This is a genomic window from Spirosoma arcticum (genome assembly GCF_054779955.1).
In genome coordinates this window covers 259037-284698 of sequence record NZ_BAAGXG010000004.1, presented here as the reverse complement: position 1 = coordinate 284698, position 25662 = coordinate 259037, and the positions used below count along the sequence as shown (strand labels likewise).

Here is a 25662-nt window from a genome sequence, read left to right as displayed (position 1 = left end):
TATTGGTTTATTCGCTTCTCAATGATTTCACCGGATTTGTCAGGGCCGCCTTCACACTTTGTAAACTCACCGTCAGCAGGGCGATGCCCACCGCCAGCAGGCCCGCCCCGGCAAACACCCACCAGTCAATGGCGACCTTGTACTCAAAATTCTGCAGCCATTGATTCATCGCGTACCAGGCCATTGGCGTAGCAACCACAATGGCAATGAGCACAAGCTTGAGGAAGTCTCTGGAAAGCAGCGTAACGATGCCCGCTACTGATGCGCCCAGCACTTTGCGAACCCCAATTTCTTTGGTTCGTTGCTCGGCGGTGAAGGCGGCCAGGCCGAATAATCCTAAGCAGGCAATGAAAATAGCTAAGCAGGCAAAAACCGAAGCCAGCGTGCCAATGACGGTTTCGCTTCTATACAGCTTTTCATAGTCAGCATCAACGAACGAGTATTGGAACGGAAATTTCGGATTCATTTGTCGGCAAAGGGATTCGACACTGGCCAATGCCTGTTTGGTCTGACCGGGTTGGGTGCGGACCAGAATGTTACCCCAATGATCGTCTTTCTGAAACCGAATGATGAGGGGTCGAATGGCGACGTGCAGGGAGTTGAAATGAAAATCTTCGATCAGCCCCACGATTTTTCCCGGCTTACTCCAGAAAGTAAGCGGCTTTCCAACCGGGTCTTTGTAGCCGATGCGTTTAGCCGCAGCCTCGTTGATGAGGTAATTTGTGGAATCGGTGCCAAAGGCGGGCGAGAAGTCACGGCCCCGGATGATCTTCATACCCATCGTCCGGGCAAAATCGTAGCCTACCGATGTACCATTAAACTGAATGGCAACCGTAGGGTCTTTACCCACCCAGTTCACTCCGTCGGTCGTATTCCCGTTTTGCAATGGGTTGGTTTGCAAAAAGGTTACGGACTGAATGCCCGCCATTCGGGTTAATTCCTGTTTAAATAAGGGGAACTTCTGCCCCAGTTCACCTTCGCTCCTGATTCTGATTAAGTTTTCGCGGTCATAACCCAGGTTCTTCGTCTGAATGTACTGAAGTTGCCGGTAAACGATTACCGTTCCCACAATCATCAGCATCGACAGCACAAACTGGAACACCACCAACCCGCGCCGGAACAACTGCGCCCCGGCTCCAAACCTCAGGGTTCCTTTCAGTACCCGCACCGGATTGAGCGACGACAGAAATAGGGCCGGGTAACTACCGGCTAAGCCCCCCATCAACACCAGCAACGCCAACAGGATGGACCAAAACACGGGCTGGCTAATCGGCAGAACCAGTTGTTTATCGGTCAGTTGATTAAACACGGGCATTAGCACCGCCACTAATGCCACCGCCAGCACCAGGGCCATACTCGTGAGTAGCATGGCTTCCCCCATGAATTGCCCGATCAGCGATGCCCGTTCTGCCCCGACTACTTTCCGAACGCCAACCTCCCGCGCCCGCTTCACCGACCGCGCCGTTGCTAAATTCATAAAATTGATACCCGCGATCAGCAGCAAAAAAACCGCGACGATCACAAACAGCCACACGTATTCGATACGGCCACCGTCGCGCTGTCCGTTTCTGAAATTAGAGTACAGGTAGGCTTCGGTCTCCGGTTGCAGAAATAACTCAACGTTGTAACTGGCATTGAGATCCTTGTTACGGCCTTTCAGAAATGTTTTCAGCTTGGCATTTACGTTAGTCACATCCGCATCGGGGCGGAGTTGCAGCCGGGTCCGGGGGCCGGTATTCTCCCAAACTTTGGTCCAGGGTTCCCGTCGTTGGTAATCGGCCCAATTCAGCACGTACTCATACGGTTCGGGCGTACTGGCGGGCAGATTGGCAAAGACAGCCGTTACCTGATAGTTGAGCCAGTTGTCGAACCGAATGGATTTGCCCACCGCTTTTTGTGGACTACCAAAGTAGATATGGGCCATTTTCGCGGAGATCGCTACGCTTCCGGGCGTGTTGATGGCGGTTTCGGGTGTGCCGATCAGAAGCGGAACGCCGTACAGCCGGAACCAGTCGGCTCCGGCATAGTGCCCTATTTGCCGGGCGGTTTTCCCGCCTGCCGTCAGTACGTGTTGTTCCAGGTCCGACCTAACAGCAGCGTATGCCACTTCGGGAAACTGTTTTTTAAGTTCCTCGGCCAGAATGCCGGGCGTATCTTCGTCGGTAACGATCCGTCCGTCGGCAATTTCGTTTTCCATCACCCGGTATAACTGAGAGGCATTCGGGTAGTGGGTGCCCACGCTCAGTTCATCCTGAACCCAAAGCAGAATCAGCAGGCTACTCGCCATTCCCAGCGCCAGCCCGGCGATATTGATGGCCGAAAAGGTCTTATTGCGGATCAGGTTCCGCCAGGCTATTTTAAGGTAATTTTGTAGCATACGATAAGACCATTTTACTGGGCTAATTGCTGAATAAGCGGGCGTTATTCCGTCCGGCGAATCGTCACCTCGCCAACTACCAACCCTTTGTGCAGTGAAGCACCACCCGCGTACCGGATGTTGGATTCACCGAACGCCATGACACCCATCCGGTCTGATGCGTAAACCCGCAACTGACTGTCGCCGTAGGCATGAGCGGAGACCGTTTTGCCAGTCAGGCTTTCGGTGTCAAGCCGGTTCTCACCGTAGATACGGTATTGCTGCCTGTCGGCTTGGCCAGACATAATCGTCACCTTGTTTTCTCCGTACAGTTTGGCTTTGAGGACATTCGTTTTCAGAGACGTCAAAGTAACTGTTGCCTGACCATATACCCGCAGCCGGAACGCGTCGCTGATTAGCTCATCCCGGCAGGTCGCTTCCTCTTCGCCCCGTAGTTGCAGGCTTTTCAGTTGCCGGTAGGTTATGTAGGCAGTCACCTTTACGTCCCGGTCGTAAACCGACCGGTTGTAGTCGTGATCGCCTTCTTTCCATTTCCGCTGTTTATCCGTAATTCGGGCATCGTCGAGGTAAATACGCAGTGTATTGTGGCGAACGACGTAGTTCACCTTCTCCGGCGCAACGTTCTGATACGCCAACCGAATACTTTCCCGTTCACCAGCCACCAGCACTACGCTGACATGGGGGCTGGCGATGACTTTGTCGAACGACGGCAATGTCTGCGGTGTTTGGGCCTGCGTTAAACCAGCAGCTATCGTTAAGCAAACGGCAATTTCTATCTTAAGTGACTTTTTCATGGGCAGTGTATTTTTGGGATAGTACGACGCTTAATTTATTGATTCCGCAAACTTTCCACCGGATTCATCAGGGCGGCTTTCACACTTTGGAAACTCACCGTGAGCAGTGCAATACTCACCGCCAGCAAGCCCGCCCCGGCAAATACCCACCACTCAATGTCGATTTTGTAGGCGAAGTTCTGTAGCCAGCGGTTCATGGCAAACCAGGCAATGGGCGAGGCAATGACAATGGCGATGAGCACTAACTTCAAAAAGTCTTTAGATAACAGTGTTACAATACTGGTTACACTCGCCCCCAGCACTTTACGAACGCCAATCTCTTTGGTGCGTTGCTCGGCGGTGAAGGCGGCAAGGCCGAACAAACCAAGGCACGAAATCAAGACGGCTAAGGTTGAGAAATACAGTACGATCTGGCCGGTTCGCTGTTCGCGCTGGTACTGCCGGTCCAGTTCCTGATCGACGAAGCCGTATTGCAGCGGACTCTCCTTTTCGTATTGTTTGTACAGTTGCGCGATGCGTTCGAGCGCTTCCGCCGTACGCCCAGGACGGGTTTTAATCAGGAGCTGAAAGTAAAAATCCCCTGGTCCGTAACGAAAAATGAAGGGCTGAATCGGTACGTTCAGCGGGCGGAAGTGGAAGTCGCGCACGACGCCGATGATGGAGCCAGTCTTACCCCAAAACGTTACCCGCTTGCCCACTGCCGACTGCACGGTATAGCCCATACGCCGGGCCGCCGTCTCGTTAATTAAGTACGTCTGGTTTGTATCGGTAGCGGCCTTTTCCCGGAAGTTGCTGCCCCGCGCCAGCTTCATACCAACGGTTGGCAGAAAGTCGGGGTCCACATTCATCTGAGTTATAAAGAAATCAGCTTTGCGTTGCCGACCCTCCCACTCAATATCCGACTCATTGGCCACGTCGACCAGCGTAGCGGTGGTGGTTGAAGCGGTCTCGATGCTCGTCTGTTTCAGAAGTTCCTGCTTAAACTGAGCCGCCTTTTTTTTCAACTCCCCACCCATTCGTACGTACAGCAATTGCGCCTTGTCGAAGCCAAGGTCTTTCTGCTGCATGTAGCGCAGTTGATTATAAATGAGAATACTACTCGCAATCAGCACCAGCGACAGGACGAACTGCCCGACCACCAGCGTTTGCCGGAAGGCCGCGCCCGCCCTTGCATTCATTATTCCCTTCAGCACTTTGGCAGGCTGAAATGACGACAGCAGAAACGCCGGGTACAACCCTGCCAGCAAATCAATTAAGCCGGTCAGCCCAAGCAGCACGAACCAGAGCAACAGACGGGTCAGGTCCAGTGTCAGGACTTTGCCGGTCAATTCATTGAAGACGGGCAGCAGCGCATTGGCCAGCAACAGTGCCACGCCCACCGCCAGGCCTGTCAGCAGGAATGACTCGCTCAGAAACTGAAAAATAAGGTGATACCGATGCGCCCCCACCGTTTTGCGAACGCCTACCTCCATTGCCCGGCGCGATGAGCGGGCAGTAGCTAAGTTGATGAAATTAACGCCCGCAATCAGCAGCACAATCAGGCCCACCAGCCCGAACAGCCGCACGTAAAAGATGCTGCCCCGTTTGCCCCAGACCGTCTCGGACGCATCGTAGAGGTAGATGTCGGTCAGGGGCTGAAGTTGCAGCGTCGTTTTGGTCTGGGGGTCGTAGCGCTGGTACTGCCCGGCCAGCTTCTGGTCAAAAGCCGCCCGGTCGGTTCCGGGTCGCAGCCGCAGGTAGGTGTGGTAGCTCTGCCAGTTCCAGCTATAGAGAGACGGGTCCTGCTCCGCGTTTTTGAACGACAGCAAGATGTCGAACTGAAGGTGCGAGTTGGCCGGTACGTCTTTCAGAATGGCCACCACCCGGTAATCGCGCTCGTTGTTGAGCCGCAGCAGTGTACCAATCACGTTCGGGTAACGTTGCCAGTTCGGGCCGAAGTACCGCCGGGCTGTCGTCTCGGTCATCACGAGTTCATCGGGGCGGGTGAGGGCCGTGACCACGTTGCCGCGCAGGACCGGAAAGCCGAAAAGCTGCAGCAGTCCATTGTCGGCGAAAAACAGATTACTCTCCCCGAATGACTGTTGACCATAGCGCATCACGCCGTTCCAGCGGCCAATTCGCCCAGCTTCCACCACTTCCGCGAAGTCGGTTTTGAGCGACGGAGCCAGCGGACCGGGCGTTACCGACGTGTTCGGTTGGCGGGGCGTTACCCGGTACACGTCGGTGGCTTGGGGATAGAAGCGGTCGTAGCTCCATTCGTCATACACGTACAGCGCAATAAGCAGGCAACAGGCAATGCCGAGGGCCAGCCCACCGATATTCAGCAGGCTGTAGAGCCGGTTTCGCCACAGTTGACGAAAGGCGATTTTGAGGTAAGAACGAATCATCGGAGCAGTGCCGCCCGTCCCGGTCGGCGGGGATTAGATCAGTCACTTAGGGGCTGCTTCCAGATTAGCAGCTCCACAATACGCCCATTTAAACGCCTGCAACATTGTCGGCTGAATACCGGTCAGGTGGTTCAAATCGGGCAAAATTGCCGTGTGCAACCGCAGCGACGGATACTTGCGTGAGGCCAGTACATCGCCAAATTTTTTGTCGTCGTCAATCAGATTTTCATCCTTCTCGCCCACCGATAGCCAGACGTTCATGGGCAGGTCCGTATGAGAACGGGCGTAGTTTGGCTCGACTGTTCGCAGGATCACGGCATCATCAGCCCAGATCGACGGACTACCGATCAGTATGGTTTTAAACAGCGCTGGCTTCGTCAGCAGCGCGTACGAAGCGAACAGTCCGCCGTAGGAATAGCCATACAGCGTACGGTTAGCCGTAACCGGGTACGTCTTTTCCACGAATGGGATTACTTCCTGCTCAATAAATTGCAAAAACTTTGGGCCACCGCCCCCGCCACTTGAACCCCAACTGGTTTTGAAGGCAGTCGGAGTGAAGTCGCGGTCGCGTTTGTTGCCCGGCTTGCCAATCATCGCGCCGTCCGAGATGCTAATTAGCAGCGGTTCATTGTACCCTTTTTCACACTCCCCGTGCAGAATGCCGAGGCAACTGATGGCCATTGGAAACCCATCCAGTCCGTCGAGCACGAACAGCACATCATAGGTTTTCTGCGCGTCGTAATTATCCGGAAAGTGAACAAGAAGCTGATACGACTCGCCGTTCAGAACGTTCGACTTGAGGGTACGCACCTCGGTTCCGGGCAGCGAAACGGGCGGGTTCGTTTGTGCATCAGCCACCAGGGCTATCCCTACTAACAGGGCAAATAGGCAACGGGTAAAGCAGCACATCATACAGTAGCGTTAACGTATTGCTTTATTGGCTCAACTCCCGTGCCACGACGACGAAAAGCTCTTTCAGCCCAACCAGCACGTTCTTCACCCCTGGCCTTTGTCCGCAAACGGACAAACACTGACCGTTTGCGGACTACTTCCTACTCACTCCGTAAGCTCTTGACCGGGTTCATCAGGGCCGCTTTGATGCTCTGGAGGCTCACCGTCAGCAGCGCAATGCTAATCGCCAACCCACCGGCCAATACGAACACCCACCAGTCGATGTTGATTCTGTACTCAAAATTCTTCAACCATTGGTTGATCCCGTACCAGGCAATCGGTGAGGCAATGATGATAGCTGCCAGAACCGGCTTCAGGAAGTCTTTAGACAGTAAGGCAACGATGCTGGCAACTGATGCGCCCAGCACTTTGCGCACCCCAATCTCCTTCGTGCGTGATTCAGCCGTAAACGTAGCTAAACCGAACAGCCCTAAACAGGCGATCAGGATGGCGACCAACGTGGCGGTCTCGATCAGTTGCGCCGTTCGGGTTTCGTTCTGGTATGCCTGAGTCAGCGTTTCATCCAAGAATTCGTACGTAAATACCTTATTGGGAAAGGTGGTTTTCCAGACATTCTCAATCGTTGCCAAGGCGGCTCTGAGCGATTCTGACGACAGGTTCTCGGCCTGTAGTTTAACGCCCGCTTGATAGAAGTGCTTAGGCATCACTCGTAGCAACGTCGGGTCGATGCCCTGGTGCAGTGAGTTGACGTGAAACGTTTTCACGACGCCAATGATGGGTGCCGATTCTTTACCGTCGCCAGAATGGATTAACTGACCAACGGCTTGCTCAGGGCGGTCAATGCCCATGCGTTTGAGGAATCCTTCGCTGGCAATGTACTTGGGCAGCGTGTCACCCTCCCGAAAGGCTTCTCCGGCAACCAGTTTGATGCCGTACGTAGTCAAAAAGTGCGCGTCCACAAGCTTCATCTGGGTTTTGATGTCAATGGGTTTAGCTCCTTTACGGTATTGCATACCCCACATCCAATTACTCTCCGCCGATGGGCTGTTAGCAGAAAAACTGACATCGTTGATCTGCGGTGACTCCATCAGCTGATTGCGCAGCGTTTGCAGTTTTTCGGGCTGGTTGCTGGGTAGGCCGACGGTGATGATAGCGTTTTTGGTAAAACCGAGGTCAGCGTTTTTGAACAGCGACAGTTGCCGGTTGATCAACAAAGTGCTGCTAATGAGAATCATCGACACCGTAAACTGAACCACAACTAAGCCCTGACGTAACGTAATGCCTCGCTCACCATGTGGCAGCTTACTGTTGTTCAACGCCCGGATCGGCGGCATGCCCGACAGGCGGAAGGCGGGATAGGTTCCGGCCAGGAAGGTAGTCAGGACCAACAGTATGGCTACAAAAGCACCAACCTTCCAGGAGAACAGATCCGGCGTTGTCAGCGGAAGGCCCATCATACTGGCGGCTGCCGGAAGGGTTATCCAGGCAAGCACCAGCGACAGGATGGTCGACAGCACTGTGAGCAACCCGGCCTCGGTCATGAATTGATAGATGAGCGCCAGACGGTTGCTGCCGATGGCCTTGCGAACCCCGATTTCTTTGGCTCGTTTAAGTGCTTTGGCAGTGCTCAGATTAATGAAATTGATGCAGGCAATCAGCAGTACAAATGCGCCGATGAGTGACAGTATGTTCAGTAGTTTCGGGTTTGCCTGTCGGCCGCTGAAATTGTAACCGTAATGAAGCTTTGCCAGCGGGCCTAATACAAACCGTTGGCCTTGACTCGTTTTCTGGTCCTGATATTTGGTTTGTATTGCCCGAAAGCGCTGAGTTAACTGCTCCGGCTTAATGCCTGTCTTCAGTAAGACATACACTTGATAGTTATCGCCGAAGCCATTCCAACCATACGTGTCATAATCGGGATTCACCCGCTTCAGGGTAGGCAATGAAACCAGCACATCAAACGGAAAATTGGTAGTTGCCGGGTGGTCTTTGAGCACCCCCGTTACGGATAGGTCCTGATTATCACCGTACCGAATGGTTTTGCCAATAATATCCGTCGTACCGAAAAACTTCTGAGCGTAGGACTCCGTCAGTATAACCTGATTCGGTTGGGAAAGGGCGGTGCGAGCCTCGCCGGTCACCCATTCGTAGTCGAGCAGGCTGAATAGGCCATTGTCAGCGAAGGCAACCGGTTCTTTGAAAAACTTACCTTCGGCAGGAATGGAGAATGACTGCCCCCACTCGTGCCAGATCGGCACAACAGTTTCGATCTCGGGCACCTCGTTTCGTAGGACAGCACCCATTTCGGTGTACGTTCCGGGATGAGCGTCCCCACTACCAACTTCGGCAGTTTCAATCCGGTACACCCGGTCGCCGTTTTTGTGGTGCTGGTCGTAACTCGTTTCGTGGTTGACCACCACAAAAATCAACAGCGCGCAGGCTAAGCCGAGGGTCAGGCCAAAGCCATTGATGAGCGAAAACGCCTTGGCGTGGACCAAATTCCGCCAGGCGATTTTGAGATAGTTGCGGATCATGTCAGGAGTCAGTAGAAAGGGTTGAGGGTAATCGCTTGTTCGTTTCAGTTTGGCCAGCGGCCGTAATAGCTTCAACGCGCTCAGGCCATAGCGCCAATTGGCCCGCCGTTGACCCACCGTCCTGACCCAATAGTCGTACAGTTCGAGCAGGTCGCCCTGCACTTCTTCGCGTGTGTTGGGGTCGCCCCACCAGCTTAGCAGGGTTGACGCCCAGCGGGGTGGTCTGATGTGTCCAGTCGACGTCATAGTTTACTCAGATCGGAGTGATTTGACCGGATTCATCAGCGCGGCTTTGACGCTCTGGAAGCTCACCGTCAACAAGGCAATCAGGATGGCCGCCAACCCAACTCCCACAAAGACCCACGGGCTGATGGCGATACGCGACGCATAGTTATCCAGCCATGTTTTCATCCCGAACCAAGCCAACGGCACTGCAATAGCCAGGGCAATGAGTACCAGTTTGACAAAGTCGCGGGAGAGTAGCAGTACGATACTGGGGATGCTGGCACCCATCACTTTCCGAATGCCGATTTCTTTGGTGCGCTGCTCGATCACCAGCAGGGCAACGGCAAACAACCCGATGCACGACAGCAAGATGGCCATACCCGATGCCAGGCTTAAAATTTGAGAAAGCTGGGCCTCGTTCTGGTACCACGCATCCACGTTCTCATCCAGAAACGAGGCCATAAACGCTGATTGGGGAGCAATTTCGGACCAGACCTGTTGCAGTTTATCCATCGAACCGGCCAGACTCAGTGGCGAGACCCGAACGAAGATGTAGTGGATAGGCTCAGTGTTGGAAATGTGCATGGTAACCGGTTTAGACTCGTCGGCTACGGAGTACAACTGAAAGTCGGGAACAACGCCAATAATCTGGGATTTAGTGCCGGTGCTATCGTCATCGTCGCCGAGTAAACGGCCCACCGGGTTTTTCTCCCCAATCATTTTCGCCATGCTTTGCGTGATGATCACCCGGTTTACCGAATCGCTCGCGTAGGCCCGGTTGAAATCACGACCGGCTACTGGTTCAATATTCAGCGTTTTGAGGTAGTCAAAATCGACCAGCAGAACATCGGTTGACACGTCTCTGCCTTTATAAGTGAACCCGGATGTACTCCGTGAACTAACGCGGTCTTTACCCTTACCCAGGTTCACGTTCGTACCCGTTATGGACAGCACCGCAGGGTCGCTGGCCAACTTGTTCCGCAGCCGTTGCAACACCTGCCGACCATTTACCTGATTACCCACCGGAATACTGATGACCTGCTCTTTGTCGAAACCAAGCGGGCTTTGGCGCAGATGCCCTACCTGCTGAAAGGCAATGACGGTGCAGCAAATCAGCAGGCAAGACAAGGCAAATTGAGTAACGATGAGGGCGTTGCGCAAAACGCCGGGCCGTTTCGTCGTGACTTTCCCCTTCAGCACAGCCACCGTATTGAACGTAGCCATTTGCCAGGCCGGATACCCGCCAGCCACCAGCGTAACCAGAGCAACGACGCCCACGCACAGGGCCACGAAACCCGGCTGTAAGGCGTCGGCCAGTTTCAGTTTAGCCCCAAACGTAGCATTGAAAGTGGGCATTAGCCCGTAAGCCAGCCCCGAGCCAGTCAGAACCCCAACGCAGCAAATCAAAGCTGATTCGCTCCAAATCTGAATAAACAATCCACTTTTGAGGGCACCCAACGATTTCCTGACGCCTACTTCCCGCGCCCGGGTGAACGACCGGGCAATGCTCAGGTTGATGAAGTTGATGCAGGCAATGAGCAGGATGAACAGGGCCAGGCCCAACAGCACATAAATCACCGCTACGGGCGTGCCTTTGCTATCCGATAGTTCGCGATTGAAATGGACATCCAACAGGTTCTGCAAGCGAATGGCAAACACGTCTCCGCGCTGATCGGGCTTTGCTTTTTTCTTGCTAAGCTTCTCGATTGGCTCCGAAAAATACTTCTGGGTGAAGGGCTTGAGTCGGGTTTCAAACGTCGCCTGATCGACCTGTGGGGGCAACTTCAGGAAGACACCGTACGAAAAATCGCCCCAGTTTGCTTGATTCCCCTGATACGACGGCGCGTTTTCAACCCGTACCAATGCATCGTAATGAACCGACGAATTATCCGGTGCATTGGCCAAAATACCGGTGACAATGTAGTCTTTTTCGTTGCCGTTATTACCGATCCGCAAGCGTTTACCCATCGGGTCTACCGTGCCGAACAGGTCTTTCGCCGTGTTTTCGCTCAGCACGACGCTGCTCAACTCACGCAAGACGAGACTCCGGTTGCCCTCAAGCAATGGAAACGAGAAAACCGTCAGGAAATCGGGGTCGGTGAAGTTGATTAGTTTATCGAAATACTTGCCATTCACTTCAACCAGGCTCCGGCGTCCCTCCACTACGCGGGTAGCCCCTTCCAGTTCTGGAAATTCGGTTTTCAGGGCGGGGACCACCGGCAACGGCATTCCCCCCGACTTGGTTGCCTGTTCAGGGTCGTTGGCGAACAGGTACGTCTGAAAAATACGGTTACCATCCTGGTGAAAAGAATCGTACGTCAGGTGCAGATACGCCGTCAGGAACAGGAACACGCAGATGCAGAACGCTCCGGCGATGCCTATTACATTAATGGCGGCATAGCTCCGGCTTTTCCAGAGGGTACGAACAGCGATTTTGAAGTAATTCCGAATCATATCAGGACTTAGTAGAAAAGGTGACGGGTATTCATCAAATCGTTGAACCGTCGACTGTTTTGGATTAGCCAGTGGCCGTAGCAGCTTCAACGCACTCAGGCCATAGCGCCAGTCTGCACGTCGTCGGCCCACGGTCCTGACCCAGTGGTCGTATAGCTCCAGCAGGTCGCCCTGCACTTCTTCCCGCGTGTTGGGGTCACCCCACCAGTTGAGCAAGGTTGACGCCCAACGGGGTGGTTGTTTGTGATTGGTTTTCATGCGCGATTGGATCAGTTACCCATCAGTTGCAGCGTCTGTGGAGGCAGCGCATCCCACAACTGCGCACGAACTTGCTTAACTTCCCACAAGGCTTTCCTTCCGGTTGCCGTGACCGAAAAAAACCGCTTCCGTCGACCACCCCGCTCGGCGGTGGCCCCGCCCATCCGGGACTTTAAATAGCCTTTCTCCTCTAAGCGTTGCAGCGTCGTATGGACCGTGCTGAAACCAACTGCGCGGCCGGTTTTCTGCTCAATCTCCTGCGTGACGGTCACCCCGTAAGCGCCTTCGTCAAGGACGGCTACGGTCAGCATGACCACCTCTTCAAACTCTCCCAGAAAGGCTCGTTTCATCGTATCTTTATTTTATACGATAATGCCGATCAAATGCCATGCCAAGTGAAGAATACTACCCTGATTGCCACTAAACGCAATTTTTACGAAAGATTGACCAGTTCATCTGTCCGCTTTTGGACAATCGACGTACTAAAACGGACAAAGCAATCCCACACGGAATTGCTCTGGCTTGGGTAAACAAGAAGAAGGTTAATTTACTCACCACTCTGTAAGCTCTTGACCGGGTTCATCAGAGCGGCTTTGATGCTCTGGAAGCTCACTGTCAGCAGCGCAATGCCCACCACCAGCAAACCCGCCAACGCAAACACCCACCACTCCATGTCGATCTTGTGGGCGAAATCCTGCAACCAGCGGTTCATGGCAAACCACGCCAGGGGCGAAGCAATGACGATGGCAATCAGCACCAGTTTAAGGAAGTCTTTGGAAAGTAACGCGACAATACTGGCCACGCTGGCCCCCAGCACCTTCCGTACGCCGATTTCTTTGGTGCGCTGCTCAGCCGTGAAGGCCGCCAGCCCGAACAAGCCCAGGCAGGCGATGAAGATGGTCAACCCGGCAAAGACGCGGTAGAGCAGGCCTGTCTGCTGCTCGGCTTCGTAGTACTGGTTCAGGCTTTCTTCATAAAAACGGCCTTCAAATGCCACCTCCGGGAACACCTGCGCATAAACGGCTTTGATACGCTCCACCGTCTGCGCTACGTCCGGCGACCGCAGCCGAACGCTGCCGCTCCAGTAAAACTTTGGTAACGACTGGATGAGCAACGGTTGAACACCCGACCGGGCGGAATTAGTATGAAAATCTTTCACGACGCCCACAATTGGAGCAGGGTTACTGCCCCCCCCTATTTTGAGTTGGCGGCCAATTACCAGCGCCGGGTTTTTAATATTTAGTTTTCTCAGAAGCGTTTCATTTACCACTATTTTCGGGATCGTATCCCCGACCGCGTATGGGCCACCAGCCAGAAAGGTAATGCCGTGTGTAGCGAAATAATCGCCGTCGGCCATTTTCATCGAAATGGGAAAACCTTCGTCTTTAGACAGGTTGGTAAAGGCAAAATTGCTCGACCATTTGTTATCCGACGACGGCAAATCCGACGAAAACGATACGTTGCTGACGCCCGGAATCCTGAGCAGCTCACCATGCAACGTAGCGTAGCGGGAGCGGTATTCGGTGTCCACTGGAAAATTATATACGCCTTCCTTCGTGAAACCAAGGTCCATGCGGCTGAGGTAGGCCATCTGACGCAGGTTCACCACCGTACTAATAATGAGCACCAGCGCCGTGGTGAACTGCACCACAATCAGGCTTTGCCGCAGCGTAACGCCCCGGAACCAGCCGCGTCCTACGCGCCGACTGAAAACGTCCAACGGCGAGAACGAAGACAACACCAGGGCCGGATACAGCCCAGCCAGCCCTGTGAGCACCACCAACAGGCCCAGCAGCGCCAACGCTAAGTCGGGCCGGAAATACAGCGATGCATCCGCCGGAACGCCGAACATAGCCGTTAGCAGCGGCAGTGCTGCGTAGGCCAGCCCCACGCCCAGCGTCACCGACGCCAGCACCATCAGAAACGTTTCGGTCATGAACTGCACTACCAACTGACTTCTCAGGCTACCCAGCACCTTCCGCACACCCACCTCCTTAGCCCGCTTGGTAGCCAGTGCCGACGCGATGTTGACGAAATTGATGCAAGCCATCAGGAGCAGTAACACACCTACCGTAGCCATATTCCAGATGCGCTGCCGGGGTACGGTGTGGTCGGCCATGTTGTCGAAATGGCCGTCGTGGTGGAGGTCAGCCACGGGGCTTAGAAAGTGTGTTTTCCTATCGTTATCCTGCCGACCATCGTAGTGTTTACGCGAAAATTTCTCCAGCAATGTATTAGCCTGCGCCACGGAGAAATTGGGCGGCAGTTTTACGAATAGCTGGTCGCTGCTGCTGTCATTACCCCAATCATCGAACCTTCCGAAACCGAACAACTCCGGCTTGGCTCGCTTGGATGCATACGAAATGACCAGATTGAGCGGAAAGTCGGTGTTTTTCGGCGAGTCGGCCAGTACGCCTGCCACCCGCATTGTAAGCTGATTATTGATGCGAATGAATTGACCCACTGCCTGCTGCGCCCCACCAAAATACTTTTGGGCGTAGGTTTCCGACAGCACCACTACGTTTGGCTGAGCCAGTACGTCGGGTGTACCAATGCGGAACGGAAAATTAAACAGACGAAAAAACTCCGGCCCTGTCAGTACGCCCTGATTACGCTCGGTAAACTTGGTGGCGTAGTCGCTGGCGTCGGGTTTGTTGCCGAGTACCGTAACCTGCGGGTCGAGCGTCCCGAAAATGGGTACTACGGTCTCAAACTGCGGGATGTCGGCTTTAAGAGCGGCCTCGACCGGCAGCGGGTTGCCCGGCGTATAATTTTCGCTGCCGTTGGTATAGGTCTGCTTTCGCACGACGCGGTAAATGCGGTCGCGGTCGACATGGAAGGTATCGAAACTAAGTTCGTAGCGTACGCTCATGAATAGCAGCAAGGCCGCAGCTACGCCAACGCTCAAACCCAGCACGTTCAGCACGGTGACACTTCGGTTGCGCTTTAAGCCGCGCCAGGCAATTGTCAGATTATTGCGAGTCATAGTCGTGCGGTTTATTCACTTCGTAGTGACTTCACCGGATTGGCTAAAGCCGCCCGGTAGGCAATTACGGCCACGATCAGCGCCGTTAAGCCGAAAGCCAACAGGCCGATAACGGCGAAAGCAATTTGCTGTATATCAATACGATAGGCAAAGCTGTTCAGCCATTTGTCGATTGCATAAACGGCAATGGGCCAGCTAATCAGCAGGGCGATCCCGATCAGGTACGTATATTCTTTCGTTGCCGACCCAATAATCGACAGCGACGAGGCTCCTAATACCCGGCGAATGCCAATTTCTTTGGTACGGGCTATGGTCAGGAAAATCGTAATTCCTATAATGCCGATAGCCGCCAGCACAATAGCAATCAGGTTGAACCAGACAAGCAGAGTAGCCGTCTGACGATCCTGTGCGTAGAGACTCGTTACTTTCTGGGTCAGGAATTCTATTTCCAGCGGCCTTGGCTCGTTCAGCCCGGCGTAGACCCGCCGGATATCCGCCAGCGTATTGGCAGTTGTGGCGGGGTCGTACTGGACGATGGTGCGCCCGTCCATGCGCAGGTTGCGGGAGACGGTGATGAAATAAGGTTCCACTTCTTGGTGCAGTGAAAACACGTTGATGTCCTCGAAAGTACCCGCCACCGTAAACGGAATACCAGCCCGCCCGTTCTGGTCCACGTATTCGGGTTCGGTGATAATGGTTTTGCCAATCATCGACTCGACCGGTATCCCCTGTTGGGACGCTAGTTTTTGGGCCGCTGTCCGGTTAATGAGCGTGAAGGGATTGGGCCCGGTGCGGCCCGGACTGACCTCGCCCAGGGTAGTTTTGAGTCCGTAAGCGGTCAGGGCAGCGGGATCGAGGTAAAGCTGCCGGGCATCGTCGAACACCGCATCGGATTCCGGTAGTTTGTAGGTCATTTGATCGAACGGCTCAATGCCGAATGAGGAGCCGTTCCCCACCGACTTAATGCCGGGAAGTTGCCGGAGTTGCTGCTGAAAGACCGTCTGCTTTTCAGGCGAGGAATAGGCATAGAGAATACCCTCCTGCCGAAAACCGAGGTCTTTATTGGCTACAAAATCAATCTGTTTTGTGATGAAATACGACACCGCCGTAATGCCGATCAACAGCACGAACTGACTAACGATCAGATAATTACGCACCGGAAAAGCCTGTCGTGTCTGGCTGCGTAGCCTATCATTGAATAGGGAGAGAATCGGTTTCCAGGTTAAACTGATCGCCGTCAGGCTCGATACCGCACCCAGCCCCACGGCCAGCAAAACCAGCGTGAGCAACGTTTGCGAATCCGTGAAAACGTTGGTTGGAATGGCAACCCCCATCTGTTCGTTGAACAACGGGATGCCGACCGCAATTAGCCCGGCGACGAGGGGCAGCGTGAGCAAGGCCAGCAAAACCCCCTCGAACACAAACTGAGCCGCAATGGACGAGGTCAACGCTCCCAATGCCTTCCGCATCCCAATCGACTTGCTTTGTTTCGACTTGATGGCCAGCGACAGGTTGGCGTAGTTAAAGAGGGTAATCAGGCAGATAAATACCGCAAAGCAGCCAATCAGCACCATGTAGAGCCGGTTGCCGGGCGGCTTCAGATCGTAGAGAATATTGGGGGTCAGGTGAATGCCGGTGAGGGGCTGCAACTGGTGCTGTTTATAAAGCGGATCGGCAGCTAACTTCGGATTGAACGAGGCAATGGCCGCGTTTACGTTTGCCGTAACCAATTTACTATCAACATTTTTGTTGGCCTGAATATACACCCGGCTCCCCCAATACGGCAGGCGGGGTTTGCTCAGAGCCACCGTAAAATCAACGTGCGAATTAAGCGGTACGTCGTCGATGATGGCCGCGATGGTGTAGTAATCCAGACCGATTTTCAGCCGTTTCTGCACCGCGTTTTCTACGTCGTCGCCAAACAGGCTTCGGGCGATACGGGCGGTCAGCATGGCCTTGTTGGTGCCGTCGGCGAAGTTCTGAAACGTACCTTGTTTGAGCGTCCACGTAAACACCGAACAAAACGCCCCCGGTGTATTGGTGGTTAGCAGATTGGCTGCCTGAATACGCCGACCATTGGCTTCCACGAACGTTGGTGCATCGGAGGTGATAAACTGAGCGGCATCGACCACGCCGGTCGTGTTTTTGAGCGCGTCGAGCTGCTGTTGCTGCGCCCGGTTAGTAGCCGCGTCCCAATTGGCAAAGCCGATCACGCTGTAATCCTGCGAGCGGTAGGTGCGGATGAGCCGATAGACCGATTCGGCATTCCGGTGAAACGTATCGTAGCTCAGTTCGAAGCGGATGTAGCTAATGGCGGTGTAGGCCACAAACAGGCCAATGGTCAGACTCAGTCCGTTCAGTCCCGTAAACGCCCGGTCGCGGACGTACCCACGCCACGCCAGTTTCAGATTGTTTTGCATGGTTGTCAGAGTTTATTCGCTTCGTAATGATTTGACGGGGTTCATCAGGGCAGCTTTTACACTTTGGTACGAGACCGTCAGCAGCGATACCAGCAGAACGGCTAAGAACGGCATGACAAAGAGCCACCACGGGAGATCGGTGCGAAAGGCATACCCCCGCAGCCATTGCGTCACGGCGTACCAGGCCAACGGCGTGGCAAGGACAAATGCGATTAGAATCAATACGGCAAACTCCCGGTACAGCATCTGCACGATTTCGCCAACCGATGCACCAAGCGCTTTTCGGATGCCAATTTCTTTCGTACGTTGCGCCGTTGTGAACGAGGCCAGCCCGAACAAGCCCAAACAGGCCACCAAAATGGCCAGCATGGTGAAAAGACCAAACACCTGACCAAACCGCTGATCGGCCCGATACTGCTCGTTGAAGCGTTCGTCCAGAAACGAGTATTCGAACGGGTTGCCAGGAAAGAAACGGTTCCATTCTGTTCGTATGGTGGCGATCTGATTAGTCATATCGTTGGTAGCCAGTTTAATGGAAAAGAAACCGCGCACGTCTGGACTTAAGCGTAAAATCAGCGGCTCATAGGCATCGCGCAACGACTGCTGATGGAAATTATCCGTTACGCCAACAATGGTGAAGATCTCGCCCCAGAAGTCGATTTGTTTGCCAATAGCCTGCGCGGGATCGGCGAAGCCTAATTGCTGAATGGCCATTTTGTTGAACACCACTGCTTTGGGATCGCTGCCAAAGTCTTTCGAGAAATTGCGGCCTGCCAGAAGCTTCAAATCGTAGGCTTTGATAAAATCGTGGTCAATACCAATAACCCGGTACTGCTTGCCCTTGCTCTCGTCGACCCCTTTCAACCGGATGCCACCCACGTTAAACTCTGATCGCTGCCCCGGAACAATGGATGAAGCGGCCACGTATCGAATTGTTGACTGACGCAGCAACTCCTCTTTAAAAGCCGCCATCTGCCGCATAAAGGTGGAGTCGTTGGCCATAATCGGCGGATTAAGCACCAGAGTCTGGTCGATGTTGATGCCCAGACTTTGTTTTCGCATGAAGCTGATTTGCTGAAACACCGCCAGCGTACCCACTAACAGAAACAATGAGGCCGCAAACTGAAACACCACCAGCGACTTGCGCAGATTGACACCCTGTCGCGATGCACTGACTTTCCCTTTTAATACGGCCACCGGTTTAAACCCGGATAGAACGAAAGCTGGATAGAGACCCGAAAAGAAGCTTCCCACAAAAAACAGTCCGGCCAGCGGTAACCAGAACAACCAGCTTCCCAACAGCGCAAAGCCTACCTGTTGACCCGACAGTTCATTGAAGGTTGGCAACGTAAGCCCTACCAGCACCAGCGCCAGCACTACAGCCAACCCATTGAGCAGCACCGACTCAGTCATGAACTGCCCAATGAGTTGACCCCGCAGCGACCCAACCGCCTTGCGAACCCCAACTTCTTTGGCCCGGTTGATGGCGCGTGCCGTAGCCAGATTGATGTAATTGACCCAGGCAATAACGACGATGAAAAAAGCAATGGCCAGCAGCAGGTAAACCGTTTTGCCGTCGCCGTTCGGCTCGGCTTCCATCAGGAAATGGGAGTACAGATGGATGTTCCGCAACGGCTGGAGCAGATACACCGCAGCCGACCCGTATTTCCGGTGTTCTGCACCCGCCAGTTTATCGACCAAGGCCGGAAACTTGGCTTCGAGCGCCTGCGGATCAACGCCGGGACGAAGTAACAGGTAGGACAAGGCTCCGTCCCACTGCCAGGCCGTATTCGGATTATTATCGGCACCGGCCTGGCTCACAAACGTAGCGTGGGGAATAATGTAATCGGGCTGTAGGTGCGTATTAGCCGGAAAGTCCTTGAAAACACCCGTCACCTTCACCGCTTCTTTGCGATTCTGCTGAATCGTTTTCCCGATCGGATTTTCACTACCAAACAGCCGCCGGGCTACGGTTTCTGAGAGAACAACGGTATTCGGTTCGGCCAGCGCGGTAGCCGGATTTCCCGCCACCAATGGGTAGGAGAACAGAGTGAAAAAGGACTGACTGGCGATATAAATTCGTTCAACTTTCAGGCTCTTTTCCTTATAGTCGATTACTGCCGAGCGCATCCGCAAAACGTTCACGTAGTCCTCCACCTCATTGAACGCTCCCTTGAACGCGTAACCGGCGGCTTGTGCCCCGGCAGCCCATTGGGTGCTTAGTTTCCCTTCATTATAGCGATCCTGCCGGACGCGGTAGATCCGGTCGCCTTTCGCATGAAAATTATCGTAACTCAATTCAAAAGCTACGTACTGCAAAATGAGTACACAGGCCGCCACACCAATCGCCAGTCCCAGAATGTTGATGGCCGAAAAGGTCTTGTTGCGGACGATATTCCGCCAGGCGATTTTAAGATAGTTGGTGAGCATAGTTGTTGTGTTTTATTCAGAACGTAGTGATTTAACGGGGTTCACCACGGCGGCTTTCACGCTCTGGAAGCTGACCGTTAGCAGGGCAATGCCCACCGCCAGCAGGCCTGCACCGGCGAACATCCACCACTCAATGTCGATCTTGTACGCAAAGCCCTGCAACCACTTGGTCATGGCCCACCACGCCAGGGGCGAGGCAATGATAATGGCGATCAGCACTAATTTCAGAAAGTCCTGCGACAGCAATCCGACAATACTACCCACGCTGGCCCCCAGCACTTTGCGAACGCCAATCTCTTTAACGCGCTGCTCAGCGGTGAACGTCGCCAGCCCAAACAGGCCGAGACACGAGATGAAAATGGCCAGGAAAGCAAAGTAATTGGCGAGACTTCCCACGACGGTTTCGCTTTTGTAGAGCTTCTGGTACTCGTCATCGGCGAAGCGGTATGAAAACGGAAACTTCGGGTTCTGTTGTTTCCACAAGGCTTCAATACTGGCCAGCGCCTGCTTCGTCTGGCCGGGTTGCGTTCGAATCAGAAAACTTTGCGAACCCGGTCCGGTGCTTAGCCGGAGAATCAGCGGGGCGATGGGCGTGTGCAGTGATCGGAAATGGAAGTTTTCAATCACGCCAATGATCTTACCCGGTCTCTCCCACATCGTAATGGGCTGCCCAACTGGCTCTTTAAAGCCCATGCGGGCAGCCGTGGCTTCGTTAATGATATAATTGCTGGTATCTGTGCCGAATGCTGGCGAGAACTCACGGCCCGCCACCAATTTTGCCTTCAGCGTTTTTACCAGATCATAGCCAACGGAGGTCTGATTAATTTCGATATTGACGTTCGGGTCTTTCCCCGTCCAGGTGACGCCCCCCGTGCTGCTGCCGATATTGGTCGGGGCTTCCTGCATCGACGACATCGACTGAACGCCCGGCATCCGCAGCAACTCGTCTTTGAATGTTTTGTATTTGGTCACCGTGGCGATTTCGCCTTCCACCGGCACGTAAATCAAATTCTCGCGGTCGTAGCCTAAGTTTTCGGTTTGGATAAAGTCCACCTGTCGATACACCACAATGGTGCCGACGATGAGCACGATCGACAGCACAAACTGAAACACAACCAGCCCCTGCCGAAACAGCTTTGCTCCCGAACCAAACGTGAGCCGTGAGGAGCCGCTTCCTTTCAGGACCTGTACCGGATTCAGCGACGATAGGAACAGGGCTGGGTAGCTGCCCGCCACAAAGCCGGTAATCAGCGCCGTGCCGAGCAGCAGCAACCAGAACGAAACGTCGGTGAATTGTAGACTGATGTGTTTGCCCGCCAGCGAATTGAAGGCGGGTAGCAGGACCAGGACCAATAGTACGGCTATGATTAGAGCCAGCCCCGTAAACAGGAGTGCTTCACCAATGAACTGCCCGGCCAGCAAACTCCGCATCGCGCCGAGTACCTTCCGAACGCCCACTTCCCGCGCCCGTTTGACGGAGCGGGCTGTTGCCAGATTCATAAAATTAATGCAGGCAATTAACAGCAAAAACACTGCCACCACGCCAAACAGCCGTACGTATTCGATGCGCCCTCCGTCCTGCTGACCGTTTTTAAAGTTGGAGTACAGGTACCCGTCGGAGTAGGCCTGTAGGAAAAGCTGCGCGTCGAAACTTTTGTCAATGTCCTCGTTGTATTTCCGCAGAAACGGCAGGAGTTTCGCCTGTACATTGGCCACGTTGGCATCGGGGCGGAGCATGATGCGCGTGTGCGGGCCGTTGTTATCCCATTGTTTCATCCAGGGATTGCGGTTCAGGCAATCGGTCCAGTTGATCAGGAAATCGTACGTATCCGACGAGTTCTCCGGCAGGTTTTCAAACACCGCCGTCACCTGATAGTCACCTTTGTTATCGATGCGGATGCTCTTGCCAAGAGCCGCTACCGGGTTGCCAAAATAAAAGTCGGCCACTTTGCGAGAAATGGCCATACTGGTGGGCGAATTTAGTGCCGTTGCGGGCGTACCAGCCAGCAGCGGAATACTAAACATCTTAAACCAGTCGGCCCCGGCCCAGTGTCCGGCTTCTTTATTAATTTTATCACCAACGGCAAACGTCATCTGGGCTTCCCAGCCGGTGTAGCCTGCCGCGTATAAGATTTCAGGAAATTGTTTTTTCAATTCGTCGGGCAACACGCCCGGTGTGAAACGGCCCGCTTCGGCTTTGCCATCGTACAGTTGCCGTTGCATGACGTTGTACAATTGCGGCCCGTTGGCGTGGTAATTATCCACGTTCAGTTCATCCTGAATCCACAGAAAAATTAGCAGGCTGCTGGCCATACCCAGAGCCAGACCTAAAATATTAATGGCCGAAAACGCCTTGTTGCGGATTAAATTCCGCCAGGTGATTTTAAAATAGCTGCGTAGCATGGTCTTGGTATGTTCAGCAATGTTGTTTTCAGATGAAACCTTACTTAGAGGTAGTCAGTCCCGTTTTATCCAAGCTGCCACGGACACGGCCTCGGGTGATGATCTTCTCGGATTTTGCCTGGCCTGCAATCGTCAGGTTGCCTGCGCCCTCCATCGAAATACGGAGCGCATCAACGTCAACGCTCAAAAAAGCATCCCCCGCTCCATGGGTGGCGATGTCCAGCGTTTTGCCTTTGATAACTGACTTCCCGACTACTTTTGACGCTCCGCCCACCGCAATGCTTTTCAACTGCCGGTAGGTAACATAGACTTTTATGTCTTCGCCGTTGTGGTTTCCTTGCGTCTTTACCGTCAACAGCCCATTCTCCACCTGGGTAACGACATCCTGTAAGGCAATGCCTTTAACCGCCAGCCGAACGTTTTCTTTTTCTCCCTGCTGGAGGTACGCCTGCACTAAGCCATCCGTTTTAATGCCCTCAAATGGTTGAAGCGGCCTTATTTCCGTTGCCTGCCCGTAGCTCTCCGCCAGCGTTATCAGAAGCAGGAGCACAATGCCTAAGCCATTACAATTTTTTGCGGTATTCATCCTTACTGGTTGTTGATTAACGTATCCTTACTCAGATCGTAAACTCTTCACGGGATTCATCAGGGCGGCTTTGACGCTCTGCACACTTACCGTTAGGGCAGCGACCAGCACCGTGGCCACAATGGCGATTACGAAAATGCCGGGGCCGAGGGTGATCTTGTACTCGAAATCCTGCAGCCAGCCGTCCATCACGTACCACGCCAGCGGAGCCGCCAGCACGAACGCCACCGCAATGAGCCGGGCGAACTCTTTACCGAATAGCCACAAAATGCTGCCTACACTGGCCCCCAGCACTTTGCGGACGCCAATTTCTTTGGTCTTTTGCGTAGCCATGAACAGTACCAGCCCGTAGAGGCCCAGGCAACCGATGAGCACGGCAATCCCGGCGAAGAAGTTAACGAGTTTGCCCATCGTCTGCTCTTGCTGGTAGCTGCGCTCGATCTGCTCATCCACGAACCGATGCGTGAAGTAAGAGTCGGGGTACACCTGATTGTAGTACTTCTCCAACTGGCTAATGACACGCTGAAAATTACCGCTTCGCAGTTGCAGGTTGGCGGCATGATAGTTGGACGCCTGCGTGGTCATAAAGAGCGGATCGATGGCGTCCTGCAGCGTCACCTGATTGAAATCCTTCACCACCCCCACAATTTCCACATGACGCGTATTATCACTCAGGTGCAGCATTTTTCCCAGTATCTGATCGGGACTGCTGATGCCCAACTTCCGCACGAACGTTTCATTGACGAGGGCTTCGCGGGCGGTGTCGGAGGGATACAGGTTACGCCCGGCCACGAGCTTGATGCCGTACAGGTTCAGGTAGTTCACGTCGACACCTTTGCGATGGGGCGTAAATTTCTCCTTCTCAGGCCGGGTATCATAGTACACGGTCGTCTGGCTCACCCAGCCCGACTGCGGGGCACCACTCATCGAATAGCTAAACTTCTCCACGTCGGGAATGCGGGTTGCAAGGTTACGAAACGTGCTCATTTTAGGCACGTCCTGTTGCGCAACATCCGGCAGTTCAACGGTCAGAATGGCGTTTTTTCGGAATCCTAAATCTTTTTCCTGCACAAACCGGAGTTGACTGGCCACCACCACCATGCCAATGATGAGCATCTGCGAAATGGCAAACTGCGCCACCACCAACCCCCGGCGCACTGAGAAGCCCCCCACCTGCCGCGCCGTGATTTTACCCGCCAGCGCCATCACGGGTTTGAAGCCCGCCAGCACCAGGGCCGGGTACACACCCGAGAGCAGAATGACACCCAACACCAGCAAGGCTAACCAGCCAATTACCGACGCGTCGAAGTAGAACGTGAACTTGAACGCCCCCGACAGATTTTGCTGAACCAGCGCCTGACCGAACTGGAATAACCCAAGCGCAATCACCGTGGCCACCAGCGTGATCAAGGCCGTTTCGCCCATGAACTGCGCGAATAACTGACCCTGTGTGCTACCCATCACTTTCCGAACGCCCACCTCCCGCGACCGGGTCAGGGCCTGCGCCGTGGCTAAGTTGACAAAGTTGATGCTGGCCGTCACGATCAGGAAAATGCCAATAATGAACAGCGATACGATCAACCCTTTACTCACTCCGTTGTAATCGGTCGAGAAGTGAATATCGGCCAGGGGCTGCATTGGATACCGGGTTTTTTGGGCTTCTTTCGGGTTATATTTTTTCACAAAACCCAGCATCTGCCGGTCCCAGTCGGCAGCCGTAAACCGGTCGTTGAGCAACACAAAGCATTGCGAACTGCTGTTGGTGTTACCGAAATCTTCATCGGTTCCACCCCGGTACTCCTTCAGCGTAGCGTAGGAGGGCATCACCGAGTAAGGGAAATCGGTATTGTCCCGATAGTCCTGGAAAACGCCGACGATGCGGGCGTTGATGCGCCCGTTGATTTTGAGTGCTTTACCAATTACGCCATTGGTCGTACCGAAGTATTTCTGGGCGTTTTCGGCACTGATAACTACCGTATTCGGCTGGCTCAGGTCCGCTGGCCCGCCCGCGATCCAGTCGTAGTCGAAGATGCGGAAATACGACGGCTCCACAAATGCGCCGATGCCATCCTCATTTTCTTTAAACTTCTTGTCTGGTCCGCCCGTAACGGGCACCGACACCATTGGTTCTTCCCACTGCTCAATCATGGCAAGCTGCTCCACATCCGGAAAATCGTTGCGGACCGCTTTTCCGAGCGGATACGGCACACCGGGCGTGTGAAAATCACCTTCGGAGGAGATGAATTTCGAGACGATGCGGTAGGTCCGGTCGTAGTTGCGATGGTGGGTATCGGTGGCGAAGTGGTAGCGGACGAGCGCAAAAATCAGCAGCGCGCAGCCCATGCCGAGAGCCAGCCCCGTTACGTTGATGAGGGCGTAGGTGCGGTTCTTGCGCAGGTTGCGCCAGGCGATTTTGAGGTAATTGCGGAACATGGTGATTTTCGTTACGTTTGTTAAAAACGGGTCATTATGTATTTTCCTTCAGCTACGCAGCCGCCTTCGGTTGGCGAGGACCAGGGTATTTGGGCACCCATTGACCATCAGCGGGTGATTTCGTTACTGACTATTGGCTTAGATGTATTGTACTACCGTGAGAAATCTATTTCATTAGAACCCCTGCCCGACGTATTATTGCGTGATAATGAAACCGATGAAACACCGGTCATCATTGAGGTGTGTAAAACGACTGGATTAAAATCTGATCTACAGAATGTCATTCAGCTTATTGATGGCGATTTATACGGCATTCGTGAGGGATTTATCTACAATTACAAAACCTCCAAGTGGCTTCGGTATCATTTTGGCGACGGCGGCCTGACCCCTCCCACGTCATTCTCGGATGTATTAGACCTTGACCTAAACGCCTTTCTCTTATAGAGCCGCAAAATCTTGCCGG

14 protein-coding genes are annotated in these 25662 nt (G+C 53.8%); 1 reads left to right on the top strand and 13 read right to left on the bottom strand.

Annotated elements, in window-relative coordinates:
* Positions 1-7: 7 nt before the first annotated feature.
* From ACYVHB_RS10950 to ACYVHB_RS10890, 13 genes are all read right to left on the bottom strand, one after another.
* On the bottom strand, positions 8-2377 hold the full coding sequence (locus ACYVHB_RS10950) for an ABC transporter permease (protein WP_461051764.1): 2370 nt from the start codon (positions 2375-2377) through the stop codon (positions 8-10).
* 44 nt (positions 2378-2421) lie between these two features.
* On the bottom strand, positions 2422-3171 hold the full coding sequence (locus tag ACYVHB_RS10945; protein WP_461051763.1) for a GIN domain-containing protein: 750 nt from the start codon (positions 3169-3171) through the stop codon (positions 2422-2424).
* A gap of 35 nt (positions 3172-3206) precedes the next feature.
* Positions 3207-5558: an ABC transporter permease gene (locus ACYVHB_RS10940; RefSeq protein ID WP_461051762.1), complete on the bottom strand. Its 2352-nt coding sequence runs from the start codon at positions 5556-5558 to the stop codon at positions 3207-3209.
* Between the two features lie 42 nt (positions 5559-5600).
* Positions 5601-6470: an alpha/beta hydrolase gene (locus ACYVHB_RS10935; RefSeq protein ID WP_461051761.1), complete on the bottom strand. Its 870-nt coding sequence runs from the start codon at positions 6468-6470 to the stop codon at positions 5601-5603.
* A gap of 140 nt (positions 6471-6610) precedes the next feature.
* The gene (locus ACYVHB_RS10930; RefSeq protein ID WP_461051760.1) at positions 6611-9250 is read right to left on the bottom strand and encodes an ABC transporter permease; all 2640 of its coding nucleotides are present in this window, start codon (positions 9248-9250) and stop codon (positions 6611-6613) included.
* Positions 9251-9253: 3 nt separating this feature from the next.
* Entirely contained in the window at positions 9254-11941 is a 2688-nt protein-coding gene (locus ACYVHB_RS10925; protein WP_461051759.1) for an ABC transporter permease, read from the bottom strand.
* 11 nt (positions 11942-11952) lie between these two features.
* Positions 11953-12291 (bottom strand): PadR family transcriptional regulator, encoded by a 339-nt coding sequence (locus tag ACYVHB_RS10920; RefSeq protein WP_461051758.1) that lies wholly within the window; start codon positions 12289-12291, stop codon positions 11953-11955.
* A 197-nt stretch (positions 12292-12488) separates the two neighbouring features.
* The gene (locus ACYVHB_RS10915; RefSeq protein ID WP_461051757.1) at positions 12489-14927 is read right to left on the bottom strand and encodes an ABC transporter permease; all 2439 of its coding nucleotides are present in this window, start codon (positions 14925-14927) and stop codon (positions 12489-12491) included.
* An 11-nt stretch (positions 14928-14938) separates the two neighbouring features.
* Positions 14939-17347 (bottom strand): ABC transporter permease, encoded by a 2409-nt coding sequence (locus tag ACYVHB_RS10910; RefSeq protein WP_461051756.1) that lies wholly within the window; start codon positions 17345-17347, stop codon positions 14939-14941.
* 12 nt (positions 17348-17359) lie between these two features.
* Positions 17360-19777, bottom strand: a complete 2418-nt coding sequence (locus ACYVHB_RS10905) for an ABC transporter permease (protein WP_461051755.1) — start codon at positions 19775-19777, stop codon at positions 17360-17362.
* A gap of 12 nt (positions 19778-19789) precedes the next feature.
* Positions 19790-22180 (bottom strand): ABC transporter permease, encoded by a 2391-nt coding sequence (locus tag ACYVHB_RS10900; RefSeq protein ID WP_461051754.1) that lies wholly within the window; start codon positions 22178-22180, stop codon positions 19790-19792.
* 40 nt (positions 22181-22220) lie between these two features.
* Complete coding sequence (locus ACYVHB_RS10895) at positions 22221-22766, bottom strand: GIN domain-containing protein (RefSeq protein WP_461051753.1); 546 nt, start codon at positions 22764-22766, stop codon at positions 22221-22223.
* Between the two features lie 27 nt (positions 22767-22793).
* Entirely contained in the window at positions 22794-25199 is a 2406-nt protein-coding gene (locus ACYVHB_RS10890) for an ABC transporter permease (RefSeq protein WP_461051752.1), read from the bottom strand.
* A gap of 36 nt (positions 25200-25235) precedes the next feature.
* Here ACYVHB_RS10890 and ACYVHB_RS10885 point away from each other — a divergent pair, with 36 nt between their 5' ends.
* Entirely contained in the window at positions 25236-25643 is a 408-nt protein-coding gene (locus ACYVHB_RS10885) for a hypothetical protein (RefSeq protein WP_461051751.1), read from the top strand.
* The last annotated feature ends 19 nt before the right edge of the window (positions 25644-25662 follow it).

Excerpts from the sequence above, each read along its gene's own strand:
- ACYVHB_RS10905 (WP_461051755.1), bottom strand. The coding sequence starts at position 19,777 with ATGCTCACCAACTATCTTAAAATCGCCTGGCGGAATATCGTCCGCAAC.
- ACYVHB_RS10940 (WP_461051762.1), bottom strand. The coding sequence starts at position 5,558 with ATGATTCGTTCTTACCTCAAAATCGCCTTTCGTCAACTGTGGCGAAAC.
- ACYVHB_RS10910 (WP_461051756.1), bottom strand. The coding sequence starts at position 17,347 with ATGCAAAACAATCTGAAACTGGCGTGGCGTGGGTACGTCCGCGACCGG.
- ACYVHB_RS10950 (WP_461051764.1), bottom strand. The coding sequence starts at position 2,377 with ATGCTACAAAATTACCTTAAAATAGCCTGGCGGAACCTGATCCGCAAT.
- ACYVHB_RS10915 (WP_461051757.1), bottom strand. The coding sequence starts at position 14,927 with ATGACTCGCAATAATCTGACAATTGCCTGGCGCGGCTTAAAGCGCAAC.
- ACYVHB_RS10935 (WP_461051761.1), bottom strand. The coding sequence starts at position 6,470 with ATGATGTGCTGCTTTACCCGTTGCCTATTTGCCCTGTTAGTAGGGATA.
- ACYVHB_RS10900 (WP_461051754.1), bottom strand. The coding sequence starts at position 22,180 with ATGCTACGCAGCTATTTTAAAATCACCTGGCGGAATTTAATCCGCAAC.
- ACYVHB_RS10920 (WP_461051758.1), bottom strand. The coding sequence starts at position 12,291 with ATGAAACGAGCCTTTCTGGGAGAGTTTGAAGAGGTGGTCATGCTGACC.
- ACYVHB_RS10895 (WP_461051753.1), bottom strand. The coding sequence starts at position 22,766 with ATGAATACCGCAAAAAATTGTAATGGCTTAGGCATTGTGCTCCTGCTT.
- ACYVHB_RS10885 (WP_461051751.1), top strand. The coding sequence starts at position 25,236 with ATGTATTTTCCTTCAGCTACGCAGCCGCCTTCGGTTGGCGAGGACCAG.
- ACYVHB_RS10945 (WP_461051763.1), bottom strand. The coding sequence starts at position 3,171 with ATGAAAAAGTCACTTAAGATAGAAATTGCCGTTTGCTTAACGATAGCT.
- ACYVHB_RS10890 (WP_461051752.1), bottom strand. The coding sequence starts at position 25,199 with ATGTTCCGCAATTACCTCAAAATCGCCTGGCGCAACCTGCGCAAGAAC.
- ACYVHB_RS10930 (WP_461051760.1), bottom strand. The coding sequence starts at position 9,250 with ATGACGTCGACTGGACACATCAGACCACCCCGCTGGGCGTCAACCCTG.
- ACYVHB_RS10925 (WP_461051759.1), bottom strand. The coding sequence starts at position 11,941 with ATGAAAACCAATCACAAACAACCACCCCGTTGGGCGTCAACCTTGCTC.